13 protein-coding genes and 1 tRNA gene are annotated in these 15,563 nt (G+C 24.3%); 6 read left to right on the top strand and 8 right to left on the bottom strand.

Annotation, left to right across the window (positions count from 1 at the left end; genetic code table 11):
• Window positions 1–19: 19 nt before the first annotated feature.
• Window positions 20–541 (top strand): OmpH/Skp family outer membrane protein, encoded by a 522-nt coding sequence (locus BPAA_RS02715; protein WP_023469964.1) that lies wholly within the window; start codon window positions 20–22, stop codon window positions 539–541.
• 22 nt (window positions 542–563) lie between these two features.
• On the opposite strand, the gene BPAA_RS02710 is transcribed toward BPAA_RS02715, so the two are convergent.
• Window positions 564–636, bottom strand: a tRNA-Phe gene (locus BPAA_RS02710).
• Between the two features lie 93 nt (window positions 637–729).
• On the opposite strand from BPAA_RS02710, the gene BPAA_RS02705 reads away from it, so the two are divergent.
• Genes BPAA_RS02705 through BPAA_RS02695 form a run of 3 tightly spaced genes read left to right on the top strand, consistent with a single transcriptional unit; the run spans window position 730 to window position 4,604 of the window.
• Window positions 730–1,203 carry a hypothetical protein gene (locus BPAA_RS02705; RefSeq protein ID WP_015430131.1) on the top strand — a complete coding sequence of 158 codons (474 nt, stop codon included), beginning with the start codon at window positions 730–732 and terminating at the stop codon, window positions 1,201–1,203.
• Between the two features lies 1 nt (window position 1,204).
• The gene (locus BPAA_RS02700; RefSeq protein WP_041178724.1) at window positions 1,205–2,476 is read left to right on the top strand and encodes a hemolysin family protein; all 1,272 of its coding nucleotides are present in this window, start codon (window positions 1,205–1,207) and stop codon (window positions 2,474–2,476) included.
• 1 nt (window position 2,477) lies between these two features.
• Window positions 2,478–4,604 (top strand): peptidylprolyl isomerase, encoded by a 2,127-nt coding sequence (locus tag BPAA_RS02695; RefSeq protein ID WP_015430129.1) that lies wholly within the window; start codon window positions 2,478–2,480, stop codon window positions 4,602–4,604.
• Here BPAA_RS02695 and BPAA_RS02690 read toward each other — a convergent pair.
• Together BPAA_RS02690 and secD are read right to left on the bottom strand one after the other, a co-directional pair.
• Window positions 4,601–4,867 (bottom strand): Sec-independent protein translocase subunit TatA/TatB, encoded by a 267-nt coding sequence (locus BPAA_RS02690; protein WP_015430128.1) that lies wholly within the window; start codon window positions 4,865–4,867, stop codon window positions 4,601–4,603. The two genes, BPAA_RS02695 and BPAA_RS02690, sit on opposite strands and share 4 nt — an antisense overlap.
• Entirely contained in the window at window positions 4,864–7,491 is a 2,628-nt protein-coding gene (gene secD / locus BPAA_RS02685) for a protein translocase subunit SecD (RefSeq protein ID WP_231840106.1), read from the bottom strand. The genes BPAA_RS02690 and secD overlap by 4 nt, the downstream gene beginning before the upstream one ends.
• Before the next feature lie 239 nt (window positions 7,492–7,730).
• Here secD and BPAA_RS02680 point away from each other — a divergent pair, with 239 nt between their 5' ends.
• Together BPAA_RS02680 and BPAA_RS02675 are read left to right on the top strand one after the other, a co-directional pair.
• On the top strand, window positions 7,731–9,566 hold the full coding sequence (locus BPAA_RS02680) for an ABC transporter ATP-binding protein (RefSeq protein WP_015430126.1): 1,836 nt from the start codon (window positions 7,731–7,733) through the stop codon (window positions 9,564–9,566).
• A gap of 6 nt (window positions 9,567–9,572) precedes the next feature.
• Window positions 9,573–10,283 (top strand): DUF475 domain-containing protein, encoded by a 711-nt coding sequence (locus BPAA_RS02675; RefSeq protein WP_015430125.1) that lies wholly within the window; start codon window positions 9,573–9,575, stop codon window positions 10,281–10,283.
• On the opposite strand, the gene BPAA_RS02670 is transcribed toward BPAA_RS02675, so the two are convergent.
• The 5 genes from BPAA_RS02670 to folP form a co-directional block, all read right to left on the bottom strand.
• Window positions 10,275–11,444: a dihydrolipoamide acetyltransferase family protein gene (locus BPAA_RS02670; RefSeq protein WP_015430124.1), complete on the bottom strand. Its 1,170-nt coding sequence runs from the start codon at window positions 11,442–11,444 to the stop codon at window positions 10,275–10,277. The two genes, BPAA_RS02675 and BPAA_RS02670, sit on opposite strands and share 9 nt — an antisense overlap.
• Window positions 11,445–11,459: 15 nt before the next feature.
• Window positions 11,460–12,464, bottom strand: coding sequence for a pyruvate dehydrogenase (acetyl-transferring) E1 component subunit alpha (pdhA, locus tag BPAA_RS02665; RefSeq protein ID WP_015430123.1), 1,005 nt, complete (start codon window positions 12,462–12,464; stop codon window positions 11,460–11,462).
• Between the two features lie 74 nt (window positions 12,465–12,538).
• The gene (locus BPAA_RS02660; RefSeq protein WP_015430122.1) at window positions 12,539–13,840 is read right to left on the bottom strand and encodes a UDP-N-acetylmuramoyl-tripeptide--D-alanyl-D-alanine ligase; all 1,302 of its coding nucleotides are present in this window, start codon (window positions 13,838–13,840) and stop codon (window positions 12,539–12,541) included.
• A 32-nt stretch (window positions 13,841–13,872) separates the two neighbouring features.
• On the bottom strand, window positions 13,873–14,631 hold the full coding sequence (locus BPAA_RS02655) for a diadenylate cyclase (RefSeq protein ID WP_015430121.1): 759 nt from the start codon (window positions 14,629–14,631) through the stop codon (window positions 13,873–13,875).
• A gap of 62 nt (window positions 14,632–14,693) precedes the next feature.
• Window positions 14,694–15,527, bottom strand: coding sequence for a dihydropteroate synthase (gene folP / locus BPAA_RS02650; RefSeq protein WP_015430120.1), 834 nt, complete (start codon window positions 15,525–15,527; stop codon window positions 14,694–14,696).
• Window positions 15,528–15,563: the final 36 nt, after the last annotated feature.

Here is a 15,563-nt window from a genome sequence, read left to right as displayed (position 1 = left end):
TAAAAACATAAAAAAACATATGAAAAAAAATACTATTTTTTATTTTCTATTATTTCTATTCTTATTCGGGGATCATTTTTTATATTCTAAGGAATGTTATAATCATAATAAAATAGTTTGTCTTAATAGCATGGCTTTGATAGAAAAAATGCCAGAATTTTCTACGGCTCAAAAAGAATTGAATAGAATTAGTAAAATTCATGAAAATATTTTAGATAAATTAGCAAAAGAATTTCATCTAAAAGTAGAAAAATTTCAAAAAAATAGAAATCCAATTCTTAAAAAAGAACTAGTAATTTTACAGGCAAGAGCTCATGCCTATCAAAAAACAGCGGCAGATGATTTAACGAAAATGCAAAATAAACTATTAAATCCTATATACGCAAAAATAGAGAAAGCCATTCATAAAGTAATAGATAAAGATAAAAATATTATGAGAGTTGATGATTGCAGTCCTGGAAAAGGAGTTCTAGTAAATAAAGGAGAGGATATTACTGAAGCCGTGAAAAGAGAATTAGGAATACTAATAACTAAGAAGTAAGTAACAAGTATGCGATGATAAGTGGTATCTCCCGGAATCGAACCGGGGACACAAGGATTTTCAGTCCTTTGCTCTACCTACTGAGCTAAGATACCCAAAAAATATAAAAACAAAAGTACAATAAAATAATCAGTAATAAATTTCATTATTATATTTTTTTATCATGTTTTGTTCTATTTTCTTGTGTTGTGAATAGAAAACCTATTATAATAAAAAAAAATAGAAAAGAGGTGCCTAAAAACATATTTTTTAAAACAAATCTTTTCTATAAAGAAAAAGGTTTCTTAAAATTTTTCATTTATTCTCCCGTTATTAAAGAATATGCTTTTTATACTTTATTTCCGAATGGGTTGAATTTATTTATTTATGATCAAAATACGAACCAATATACTTATATTAGTGCGGATTGGGTAAAATCAATCTATAAAATATTTTACCATATTAAAGGAAATATAAAAATTATGAATTATAAAGGAGATCTTTTGAAAACTGAGGAAATATTTTGGGATAGGAGAAAAAAAAAAATTTTTAATAAAAAATATACAACAATCATATCTCACTCAAATGAAATTATACTGCATGCAACGAATGGAATAGAAGCTTCTGAAGATTTAAAAAAAATTAGATTAAAAAACATTAGTGGGACTTTTCCTATTAAATAATATAATTTTTCATATTAGTATAGTTTTTATCACTATACTTTTGTCTGCTTTTTTTTCTGGAATGGAAATGGCTCTGATTTCTTCTAGTTTATTTCAAATAGAATTAGAAAAAGAAAATAGAAAAGGATCTTTTCATTCAAAACTTCTTGCAAAAAGTATTAATAATTCTAAAAAATTCATCACTACAATGCTAATTGGCAATACCATATCTTTAGTGATATATGGTATTTATATGGGAAAATTATTTTTGTATCTTTTTCCAAAAGAATTTTTTGACAATTCTTTATGGATGATTTTGTTAGAAACAGTTTTTTCTGCTACTATTATTTTGATTATTGGAGAATTTATTCCAAAAATAATATTTAGTATGTATTCAAATGAATTGTTGAGTTTATTGATCATCCCTGCATATGTAATATATAAAATATTTTCTCCTATTACAAACTTTATTATTTGTATTTCTAATGTTTTTTTAAAAATTTTAGGAGAAGAAGAAAATGATAAAAAAAAAATTTTTGATAAAGAAGATTTGATTTGTTTTTTGTCAGAAAATATAGAAAGAAATGTAAAAGAGAAAGAGATTGTAGAATCTGAAATAGAAATTTTTCATAAAGCTCTGGATTTTTATGAAAAAAAAGCACGAGAATGTATGGTTCCTAGAAAAGAAATAGTTTCTTATAATTTAGTGTTTTCTTCTATAGATAGTATTCGAAATATTTTTACTGAAAGTGGGTTATCTAAAATAGTAATTTATAAAAATAATATAGATAACATTATAGGGTATATTCATTATTTAGAATTATTGAAAAAACCAAAAAATATTGAATCTATAATTAGATCAGTAGAATTGGTTTATGTAACAACTCCCGTTAAAGAAATTATGGATCTTTTAATTAAAAAAAAAAGAAGTATTGCTATTGTTTTAGATGAGTATGGAGGAACTGCAGGAATGATAACTATAGAAGATATTTTAGAAGAATTTATTGGAGATATAAAGGATGAACATGATGAAAATTTATTACTGGATAATAAATTAAATGATCATGAATTTTTATTTTCTGCACGTTTAGAAATTGATTTTATTAATGCTAAATATAACTTAAATCTTCCTAAATCTGATAAATATGAAACTTTAGGCGGGTTGATTGTAACTTATACAGGAGATATTCCAAAAAATGGAGATAAAATTGTCATCAATAAAAATTTTTATATTGAAATTAAAAAAGTATCCAAAAATAAAATAGAAGAAATCTTTCTTAAAAGAAATTTTTAAAATGAGTTTTTTAGAAAAAATAAGGAAAAATACATGGTTAGTTTTATTTTTTATAAGCATATCTTTGTTGTTTTTTGTATTAGATCCCAATATTTTGATAAAATTTTTTACTGAAAATTCCACTATTATTGGAAAAGTAAATGAAGAAAACATTTTTTTAAAAGAATATTTTGACCATTTTCAATTTTTAAAACGATTTCGTGAAGACGATCCTGATCATTTTTTGAAAAATGATGCTTGGAAATTATTAGTTCATGAAAAAGTATTGAATCAACAAGCTAAAAAATTAGGAATACAAAGTACAAAAGAAGACTTTTGGAAAGCAATAGAAAAGCAATCAATATATAGTAAAATTATTGATTTTCAAAATGAAAAAGGAAAAATGAATATCAATAAATTTAGATTATATTTAAAAAATTTAGAAAAAATTCCTTCAAATTTAACTCCTCAAATAGAAGCAGAAAAAAATATTTGGGATTATGAAAAAAAGAGCATTCCAAAAAAAATTCTTTCCAAAAAATATGTGGAAATGTTGATGTATGGATTAAATACTTCTTTTATAGAAGCTCTATTAAATTATAGAGATAAAAATTCATTTTCTATAATTGATTATGTATTTATTCCTTATTCAGAAATAAAAAAAGAATATAATATTATAAAAAGTCATGAGATTTATGATTTTATTAAAAAAAATAAATTTCTTTATAAAAAAGAAAATTTAAGAAATCTGAGTTTTGTATTTTTCCGTTCTCATCCATCATTGGATGATGAGAAAAATATGAATTTTAAAATAAACAAATTATTTAATCAGTTTAAATTTTCCAATCATAATTCTATAATCGTTTCTAATCAATCTGAAAAACCTTTTGATTCAAATTTTTATTTGAAAAAAAATCTTCCTATTGTTTTGCAACATTTTGTAGAAAACAACAATCAAGTTGGAAGTATGTTTGGTCCTGTTAAAGAGAACAATACATACATTATGGCTAAACTAAGTGGAAAAAAAATGGTATATAATTCCGTTTTATGCAGTCATATATTGATTTCTCATAAGGAGTCTATCCGTTTCTTCAATAATAGAACTAAAAAGAAAGCTGAAAAAATAGCAAAAATGATATATGATCTTCTTGTAAAGAATCCTAAACAGTTCAATTCTTTGGTAATGGAAAAATCTGATGATGTCATCAATACAAAAAAAAATAAAGGAAATTTAGGATGGATTCAATATGAAGAACAAAGTGAAATCTTTAAGGGAAAAAAATCATTTGATTTTTTTTCTTTAAAAAATAAAAAAGGAACAATAGGTTTAACTGAAACTAAATTTGGATACCATATTATTAGAATTGACGATATAAAAGATATTAAACCTGCTTATCAGTTTTCTATAATAATCAAAAACCTGACTCCATCAAAAAAAACGGAAGATCTCCTTTATCAAAAAATTGTTCAATTTATGAAAGAAAATCAAAACTCAAGTCTGAATACGTTTATTAATAATGCAAGAAAAAAAAGATATGAAACTCTCTTTTTAAGAGAAATAAAAAATCATCAACGGAATATTCACGATTTGAATACCGAATTGGATAAAGAAATCATAAATTGGTCTTATGAAAAAAATAGAAAAGAAGGAGATATAAAAATTTTTCAAACTTTCAATAAAGATTATATCATGGTTTTTTTATCTAAAATTCAAAAAAAAGGATATCCCATTGAAAAAATAAAAAATCATATTATTCCTTTCCTCATTAATAAAAAAATAAATCGTTATTTATCGAATGTAATAAAAAATAAACACATGAATTTAGAAAAAATAGCGTATTTTTTCAGAAAAAAAATCAATAAATCTTATAAAATCAATTTTTATCAGTCTATGGTAGATAATTACGAAGAACCTAAAGTAGTAGGATATGCTTTTTCCTCAAAATTATATGAAACTTCTAAACCAATATTAGGAGAAAGGGGTATTTTTTTTATAAGACCATTAAAACGTTTTAATACATATAAAAAGCTTTCTTATTTTTCTTCCGAAATAGAATCTTTAAATGCTAACTTAAGAAAAAATATTTTAGAAAAAATAGGAGATGTGTTAGTTGAAAAATCTAACATCAAAGATTATAGAAAAAATTAATTATTTCGTTTGATAGAATAAGGAGGTATGTCTTTTTTTCCTTTTTTTTCATGATCAAAAATTTTTTTCTTTTTTAGAAAAGATTGATCAATATTATGTTGAATAATTTCATTTTTAATTTTTGTTTTTGCATTTTTTAAGTATCGGATTCCTTCTCCTAATCCACGAGCTATTTCTGGGATTTTTTTAGGACCGAAAACTAATATGGCTATAAAAATGATAAAAAAACTTTCTTCTATACTAATAAATAAAAAATTTTTCATTTTTTTATATTTTGTTTAAAACAATCATATATTATGGATGGGGCTATAAATATGGAGGAATAAGTTCCAACACTGATTCCAATAAATAAAGCTAACATGAAACTATGAAGAATTTTTCCTCCAAATAAAAAAATAATAGAAATTACTAATAAAGTGATCAAAGAAGTATTGATAGTTCTAGTAAGAGAATCGCAAATTCCTTGATTAATGGTTTCTTTCATTAGAAACGATGTTTTTTTTGAAATTTTTCGAATTTTATCATAAACTATTACGGTATCATTAATAGAATAACCTATAATTGTTAATAAAGCAGCTATAAAAGTTTGGTCTATTTCTAAAACAGGAAATTTTCCGTGAAAAAAAGAAAATATTCCAAGTACGATAATTGAATCATGAATTAAAGAGATTATTGCACCTAATCCAAATTGCCATTTTTTGAATCTTATAAAAATGTATGTAAAAATACCTATTAAAGAAACTATAATAGAAATAAAAGCTTTATGAATCATATCTTTAGCTACTATAGGTCCTACTTTTTCCATAGATAAAATACCTAATGATTTATTTTTTTTTATATTTTTAAAGTCCTCGAATTTTATAGGAAAATAAGTTTTTAAAGCAAAAAACATTTTTTTTAAAATTATTTCGTCTATTTGGTTATTTTCTTCCCATATTTTATATTTTGTGACAATTTTGAGTTGATTTTCATCTCCGAATGTTTGTATCCTAGGAAAGGAAGGTTTTCCATTTTCTATAAATGTTTTTGATAAAATTTCAGAAATTTTTTCAGGAATTATTTTACGATCAAAAAGAATGACATAAGAACGACCTCCAACAAAGTCTAATCCCATATTGAATCCTTTTAAGAAAAAAGAAAGTATACTAGCAATTATAAGAATACAAGAAATGATATAACTCCATTTTCTTTTGGATAAAAAATCATATTTTACATTTTGAATATTATCCAAAACAAAAATGAATATTTTCCTTCGAAAAGAAATTTTTTTATATTTCTTTAAATGCCATTCCAAAAATAATCTTCCTAAACAAATAGAGGTAAACATAGATACCATAATTCCAATAATTAAGGTTGTAGCAAATCCTCGTATTGGTCCTATTCCGAAATAAAATAAAATGATTCCACATAATAAAGTCGTGATTTGTCCATCTATAATAGAAGATAAAGCACCTTGTAATGTGTAACTATTATTAATAGATGTTGTTAATCTGTTCACTTTATTTTTGATATTTTCTTTTATTTGTTCATAAATAAGAATATTCGCATCCATGGACATTGCTAATGTTAGTATAATTCCTGCAATACCAGGAAAAGTCAGTACTGTATTCATAGAAATGAGAATACCAAAAATGAATATTATATTAAAAAATAAGACGACATCAGCATATAATCCCGGAATTGAATAATAAAAGAACATCCAAATAAATATAAAAAATAAAGCTATAAAAAAAGATAGAATTCCTCTTTGAATAGATTTATTTCCTAAATAAGGACCTATTATGTTAGTTTGAATAATTCTTACAGAGGTAGGCAATTTTCCTGTATTTAATACATTAATTAAATCATTAGATTCTTGTACTGAAAAATGTCCATATATTTGAGATATCCCATTTGGGATGACTGATTGTACTACAGGAACTGTATAAACCAAATTATCAAGTACGATTGCAATACTTTTTCCCATATTTTTTTCTGTAAATATTTTCCATTTTTTAGTTCCTTCTTGATTCATTTTTATATTTATAGACATTTCATTTAAAGGACCAAAAGATTTGTAAGCATGGGTTACCATATCTCCATTCAAAGAAGAAGATATTCCTTCATCATTTATTTTTATAGCGAATAATTGAAAAAAATTATCTAAATTTTTTGTACCCCACAAAAATTTTACATTATGTAAATGATACGGTAAAAAATTTATAGCTTCTGAAGAATTTAAAAAATCGGAAATGATTTTTTTATATTTGATATGAACTAATCCGACTGAATTTGAAGACTGAATAAGAGGAATATTCAACAAATCTATAAAAGATTTTTTTATTTCATAATGTTTCTTTTCATATAACTTATTTATTGCATTAAAATATGAAATAATTTCTTGAAAACTATAAGTTTCCAAAAAATGTAATTCCGCTTTTTTTTCTAAAATGTTTTTGATTCTATCTATATTTTTTATACCAGACAATTCTATTAAAATTCGATTAGAATTTTTTATTCGTTGAATATTGGGTTGTATGATTCCAAATCTATCTATTCTGGATCTTAAAATATTTTGAATAGAAATTATAGATGATTCTATTTTTTTTCTTAAAAACCTTTCTATTTCAGAATCAGAACTATTAGAATCAATATTTTCAATATTCGATTGGTTTCCAAATAAAATTGGAGAAGATAAACTGAGATTTAATTTTTGATTTTTGGTTTCTTGATTAAAGGAATGGATGAAAAAGGATAAATAATCTACATTTGGATCTTCTTTTTTTTTCTTATCTGCATTTTCTAATGCTTTTAAAAAAATAAAATTTTTTGAGTTTTCAGTAAATTTTTTTAATAAATCTTTTTCAGAAATATCTAAAATCATACTAATTCCTCCTTTCAAATCCAATCCTAGATTTAAAGTCTTTTTCTTATTTTTATATATATCATATGATATGTAATATAAACAAATTGTAGTTAGTATTATGGTTATAAAAATTATAAAAAAGTTTCTTACACGCATTTTATTTTCCTATCGATTTGCATAAAATAACATAAAAATTTATATGTGAAATTATTCTTTTCTTAACAGATTAAAAAATTTTTATAACTATCTTTATTGTATTAGATTGGGATTAAGAAAATTAGATGAATGCACTTGAAAAAATTTTAGCTTATTCAAAGCCATATAAATATCATTATATCATTAACATATCATGTAATTTTTTATATTCTTTATTTTCAGTTATATCCATAATATCTATTTCACCTGTATTAAGTATTTTATTTGAATCTTCTCAAGATAAAAATAAAACAACATTTTTTAATTCTTTTAATGTATCTTTTAATTTTATTTTCAAATATTTTCATGATTATATCAAAATATTATCATATAAGTATGGAAAAATCAATACTTTAGCTATATTTTGCATATTTATTATTTTCATTTTTTTAATTCGAAACATTTTTCGATATTTAGCAGAATATTTTTTAATAGGAATAAAAACTTCTATAGTTCGAAATATTCGAAACGATTTTCACAAAAAAATACTTTCATTACCTATAGTTTTCTTTTCAAATACAAGAAATGGAGATTTAATGTCTAGATTATCTAATGATGTGAATGAAATCGAGGTCTCTATTGTGAGTTCTTTGGCTAATTTGATTAGTTCTCCCATTATGGTTTTCTTTCATTTATTGACTTTATTTTTAATGAGTTATCAGTTGACTTTATTTGCTTTTCTATTACTTCCTTTAATGGGTATTTTTTTATCTATTATAGGAAATAGTTTAAAAAAAGATGCAAAAGGAGCTCAAAATCAATTAGGAAAATTATTTTCTGTTATAGAAGAAACTTTAAATTCTACTAAGATTATAAATATTTTCAATGCTGAAAATCAAATGCAAAAAAATTTTGAACGAATATCTGAATATCAAAAAATCCTTTCTGCTCGTGTTAATAGAAAAAAAGAATTAGCTTCTCCTATGAGCGAATTTTTCGGTTCTATTACCATGATTTTAATTATTTGGTACGGAGGAAAACTGTTTTTGGAAAACAAAGAAATGAAACCAGAAATACTTTTTTCTTTTATAGGACTATTTTTTCAAATTATTAATCCAGCGAAAAGTTTAGTTAATTCTATCTCCAATATTCAAAAAGGAAGAGCAGCTGCAGAACGTATTGTAGAAATATTAAATACAAAATGTGTTTCAAATGAAACAATGAGATATAAATCTATTTTTCATTTTGAAAATGAAATTTTATTTCGGGATGTATCATTTACTTACAACAAATTTATATTGATTCAAAATTTAAATTTTTCTTTAAAAAAAGGAAAAACTGTAGTTTTAGTGGGTAGATCTGGTAGTGGAAAATCTACCATAGCCAATTTATTGGCTAATTTTTATGATGTAACATCTGGAAAGATTACTGTAGATGGAACTAATATTAAATATTTAAAAATTCAAGATTATAGAAAGCTATTGGGAATTGTTACTCAAGAACCGGTTCTTTTTAATGATTCTGTTTTTAACAATATAACATTAGGAGTAGAAAAAAAAATATCTATAAATTCTGTCATAAAAGCGGCTAAAATTGCTAATGCACATTGTTTTATAGAAAACCTTCCAAAAGGATATGATACAATTATAGGGTATAACGGAAATAAATTATCTTTAGGTCAGAAACAAAGAATAAATATAGCTCGAGCTGTATTTAAAGATCCTCCAATTATGATTTTAGATGAAGCAACTTCTTCCTTAGATACCGAATCAGAAATTTTGGTTCAAAAAGCTTTAAATAAAATAATGAAAAATAGAACAACTCTTGTAATAGTACATAAATTATCTTCTTCCATTATACAAAATGCAGATCATATTATTGTGTTAGAAAAAGGAAAAATTATAGAACAAGGAAAACACGATACTTTAATTTCAAAAAAAGGAACTTATAGTAAGTTCATATCTCTGCAACAAAGCTTTTAAAAAAAAATGAATATAGAGAAAAGCATTGCAGAAATCATTCATCATCCTCTTTTATCTCTTTCTATTATAGGAAACTTGTTTTTAATAGAAAGTATTTTATCTATAGATAATGCAGCTATATTAGCTTCTATAATTCTAAATCTTAAAAAAAAAGATAGAAAAAGAGCTATAAAATATGGAATTATTGGTGCTTATTTTTTTAGAGGTTTGTGTCTATTATTTGCTTCCATATTAATAAAAATATGGTGGTTAAAACCATTAGGAGGAATATACTTGATTGTTGTAGGATTGAAACATTTTTTTATGAAAAAAAATTCTTTTCATTTAAAAAATGAAAAAAAACAAGACTCTTTTTGGAAAATCATTTTCATTATAGAAATAATGGATTTAGCTTTTTCCATTGATAATATTTTTGCTTCTGTTGCTTTATCAGAAAACTTGATATTAATTTTTTTAGGTGTATGTATAGGAATTCTTTCCATGAGATTGATTGCACAATTTTTTGTTCAATTAATGGATAAAATTCCAGAATTAAAACATTCTGCTTTTCTTGTAATCATTATTCTCGGAATCAAGCTTATTTTTTTTTCAAAAAAATATGTTCCTGATTTATTTTTATTTTTTTTTTCAGAAAAAATATTTTCTTTATTAACTTTTTCAATATTTATATTTCCCATTTTTTTATCATGGATAAAAAAAATAAATAAATTAAAATAAAATGGTAATAGGATCTTCTAAAAAATTTCTAAGGGAATAAATATATTCACTTCCTTTAGCTCCGTCTATAATTCTATGATCACAAGATAATGTAATTTTCATGACATTTCCTATTTCAATTTTATAATTTTTAACGATTGGACGTATCGTAATAGATCCTACAGATAATATGGATGTATTAGGAGTGTTAATAATAGAAGTAAAAGATTCGATTCCATACATTCCTAAATTTGAAACTGTGAAAGTACTATTTTCTATTTCTTCTGGTTGTATTTTTTTTGATTTTGAACGTGAAGCTTTATCTTTCATTTCTTTGGAAATTTCTAATAATGATTTTTGATCTGCATTTTTAATAACAGGAACTATCAATCCGTCTTTAATAGATACAGCTACTCCAATATGAATTCTGGAATGCATTATGACTTTTTCATCGTCCCATGATACATTCATATCAGGATGTTTTTTCAAAGATTGAGCCACTGCTTTTATAATAATATCATTAAATGATATTTTTTCTTCTGAAGAAAGTTTATTATTTAAATTTTTTCTAAATTCAATTAATTTATCCACATTAATTTCACTAAATAAATAATAATGTGGAGCAGAGAACTTGGAATAAGTTAAATGTTCCGCTATTTTTTTTCTTATAGAAGAATGAATAATTTTAACGGTTTTTTCATTTTTCCTTTCCTTTATTAGATTTAAATTGGTTTTTTTGTAAAATTCTATATCTCTTTTAATGATTCTTCCATTATCTCCACTCCCCTTGATCCCCTCTATAGGAATTCCTATTTTTTTAGCCATTTTTTTTGCTATAGGAGAAATAAAGATTTTTTCGTTTTTCTTTTTTACTTCTTGATTTTTTTGTTCTTGTTTTTTAGTTTTAGATTGTATTTCCGAGATAATATGACTGATATTTTCCCCTTCATTTCCTATAATAGCTAATACGTCATTGACACGTGCAGTTTCCCCTTCCGGGACTCCAATAAAAAGTAAGACACCATTAACATCTGTTTCAAAATCTTGAGTAGCTTTATCGGTTTCTATTTCAGCTAAAATATCACCTTCTGAAACTTTATCTCCTATTTTTTTATTCCATTTGATTACAGTCCCCTCTTTCATGGTATCACTTAACTGAGGCATGGATATTATTTCTGCCATTATTTTTATTTTATTTTATGAAGGTAAAACTTTATCTAGAAAAGGATAATTTTTTTCATGATAAACAACATTATACATTTCTTCTAAAGAAGGTAAACCTGATTTTTCTGCAAATTCAACACAGGATTCTACCTTTTTTTTTACTTCATTTTCTATTGTATTTAAATTTTCTATAGTTTCCCATTTATTCTGTATGATCGTATTTCTTAATTTTAAAATAGGATCTTTTTTTTTATACAAATTCACTTCCTCTTTATTACGATATAACTCAGAATCAGACATAGAATGTCCTCTATATCTATATGTTTTCATATCTAAAAAAGTTGACCCTTCTCCTTTTCTAGCTCTTTCTATAGCAGAATAAGCCGCTTTTGCTATTTTTTCTGGATCCATTCCATCCACAGGATAAGAAGGCATACCATATGCCTTTCCTATTTTATAAATTTCTTTTATAGAACTGCTTCTTTTTACAGAAGTTCCCATAGCATATTTATTATTCTCACATATAAAGACAACAGGAAGTTTCCATATCATAGACATATTAAATGTTTCATGCAAAGATCCTTGCCTTACAGCGCCATCTCCCATAATAGTTAAAGTAACCGCATCTCTATTAAAATACTTATCAGCAAAAGCAATTCCAGCCCCTAATGGAATTTGTCCCCCTACAATTCCATGTCCCCCATAAAAACGATATTTTCTGCTAAAAATATGCATAGACCCCCCCATTCCATGAGAAGTCCCTGTTTTTTTTCCTAAAAGTTCTGCCATTACTTTTTTTGGATCTACTCCCATAGAAATAGGAAAAATATGGCATCTGTAAGCGGTTATAATTTTGTCTTTAGACAAATCCATTGCATGGGTTAATCCAGCAGGAACCGCTTCTTGTCCATTATACAAATGCAAAAATCCTCTAATTTTTTGTTTTAAGTATAGGGAACGACATTTGTCCTCAAATTTTCTCCAAAAAGACATGTCTTTGAACCACTTGATATAGGTTTTTGTGGTAATTTCTTTCATTAATAAGAATTTTATGAAATCATCACATACAAATTTAATCTTTAAGATTCAATAAACAAAGAAAGAAAAAGAATTTAAATTAAATCAATAATGCTTTCTAATGCAATCCTTCTAGATCCTTTAATCAGAATATAATCCGTTTTTTGAATAGAGTATTTTTTAATCCATTCAACAAAAAATTCTTTTTCCATAAATTTTTTTATTTTATATGAAGTTTCTTGGGTATTAAAAAAAATATTTCCAATTAGAAAAGCAATGTGAATGCTGCTTTTTTTTATAAAATAAATAATTTTTTCATGTTCATTATGAGAAAATAATCCTAATTCTAACATATCTCCTAATATCACGATTTTTTTTCCTTGTATTTTGTTAAAAAAGGTAAGAGCTTCTATCATGCTAGTCGGATTTGCGTTATAACAATCTATAATAATTTTGACATTATTTTTCGTCAAAATTTGAGAACGATAATTATTAGGAACATATTCTTCTACTGCTTCTTTTATTTTTTTTAAAGAAATTTTGAAATATGTTCCAATAGAGATAGCAGAAGCGATATTATATAAATTGTAATCTCCTATTAAAGAAGAAACAATTTCTATATTTTGAATGGATAAAGAAGATTTTATACTATTTTTTTTCCATAAATATTGAACATTGATATCCGAATTTTTTTTTTTTATTCCTGAAAATATATATCGATTCATTTCCGTACTATTAGACAATTGAATAGGATCATCTCCATTAATAAATACTACTTTTTTATTTTTTTTTAAAAAATCATATAACTCTAATTTGCTTCGTATGATTCCTTCTATACTTTTAAATCCTTCTAAATGAGCTTTTCCAAAATTGGTTATATATCCATAATCTGGATTAATAATAGAACACATTTTTTCTATTTCTTTTTCATGATTTGCCCCAATTTCCATTACAGATATTTGTGTATCCATAGGCATGGAAAGTATAGTTAATGGAATTCCTATATGATTATTAAAATTATTTTTTGTGTAATGAACTTTTTTATATTTCTTAGAAAGAATAGCTACAGTAAGTTCTTTTGTCGTTGTTTTTCCATTACTTCCAGTGATAACTATAATAGGAATGTGATGTAATTCATATCTATGATACATTGCTAGTTCATGTAGAAAATATAATGTATTTTTCACAGAAATAATTTTTTTTTTGGAAAAAACAGATCTTTTGTTATCTACTATAGCTAGGATCGCTCCATTTGAAATGGCTTCATCTGCAAATTGATTTCCATCAAAATTTTTTCCTTTTAAAGCTATAAAAATAGATCCTTTTTTCACTTTTTTACTGTTTATTTCTATACCAGAAGAAATAGAATATAATTGATATAAATTTTGAATATTCATAAAAAATCATATTAATATATTTTAATAAATAATTAAAGTAAATCTTCTTCAAGTTTCATTTTTAAATTATTAATATTAGTGATGACAGTTCTTTTTTGATCTTTTATGTAAGAAATATAACCTGTTTCTTCGGATATTACAAGGCATATAGCATCCGTCTTTTCAGATAAACCAATGGCAGCTCTATGTCTTAATCCTAAACGAGATGGAATTTCTTTATTGTAGGAAACAGGAAGAATGGCTCTTGTTTTTATGATTTTATTTTCTATAATAACTACAGCTCCATCATGTAATGGACTATTTTTGTAGAAAATGCTTTCTAAGATAGAAATATTCACTTTCGCATCCATTTCGTCTCCATTTTGGATGAATTCTTTTAAATCTTGATGTAATTGAATAACAATTAGAACACCTGTTTTGTCTCCTGAAAAAATAGCACAAGCATTTACAATGCTATCTATTGTTTCAGTTTTAATTGATACTCCTGATTTTTTAAAGATAGAAAATATAAATTTTTTAAAAAAAATTTTACTTCCGACTATAAGTAGAAATTTTCTAATTTCTGGTTGAAATACAATGATTAAAGCTAAAAAACCTCCTTTAAAAAAAGCACTTATAACTATGCTAAGAAGTTTCATTTTATAAATTTCTACTACTTTCCAGAAAATAAAAGTAGCAATGATACCGTAAAAAATATTTAAAGCAGCAGTTTTGTAAACCAATCTATATACTTGAAATAGAATAATGGTTACTAAAAAAATATCTAAAATATCAACAAAAGAAATTTTCAATAAATGAAATAATGAAAAAAAAACCTAACAACAAACACAAAAATAATACAAGTATTAGTGAATTATAAAATTTTTCTATAATATTGTATTAATTTAATGCATTCTACAGCTTCTTTTACATCATGCACACGTAAAAATTTAGATCCATTTAAAAGTGCTATAGTATGAATAATAGAAGTTGCATTTAGTGATTCTTTATAAGAAGTTTTTAAAATAAATTTGATCATAGATTTTCTAGAAACGCCAACTAAAATTGGATAATCTTGAAACCCTAATAAAAATAAGTGTTTTAACAATTGAAAATTTTGTTCTAGTGTTTTTCCAAAACCAAATCCAGGATCTAAAATAATGTCATGAATTCTATGTTGTTTTAAATAGTAAATTTTTTCAGAAAAAAAATTATTTATTTCTGTTATTATATTTTCATGATAGTATGGATTTTTCTGCATATTTTCAGGGATTCCTTTCATATGATTTAGTATATATGGAATTTTAAGTTTTCCTAACAAAGGAAACATATTTTTATCCAATTTTCCTCCTGATATATCATTTATCATTACAGCCCCTTCTTCCACTGCTATTCTAGCTACTTCGCTTCGAAAAGTATCTATAGATATTCTAATATTTTTAAAATTTTTTATGATGGTACGAATAGGTTTTATGACTCTTTTTATTTCTTCTTTTTCCGTTATCAATTTTGATCCTGGTCGTGTGGAACAACCTCCAATATCTATAAAATCAGAACCTTCATTTAATAAAGTTTCTATATGTTGTAATATACTATATTCAGAACAAAATTTCCCTCCATCATAAAAAGAGTCAGGAGTTAAATTTACAATACCCATTATTTTTGGTTCTTTTAAATGTAATAAAGTGCCTGCACAATTAATTATCATTGAAAAAACTATTTATTTAGTAATTTGTTATAAAAT

This window comes from Blattabacterium cuenoti BPAA (assembly GCF_000348805.1).
Lineage (GTDB): Bacteria > Bacteroidota > Bacteroidia > Flavobacteriales > Blattabacteriaceae > Blattabacterium > Blattabacterium cuenoti_B.
This window is presented reverse-complemented; position numbering and strand designations above follow the sequence as displayed.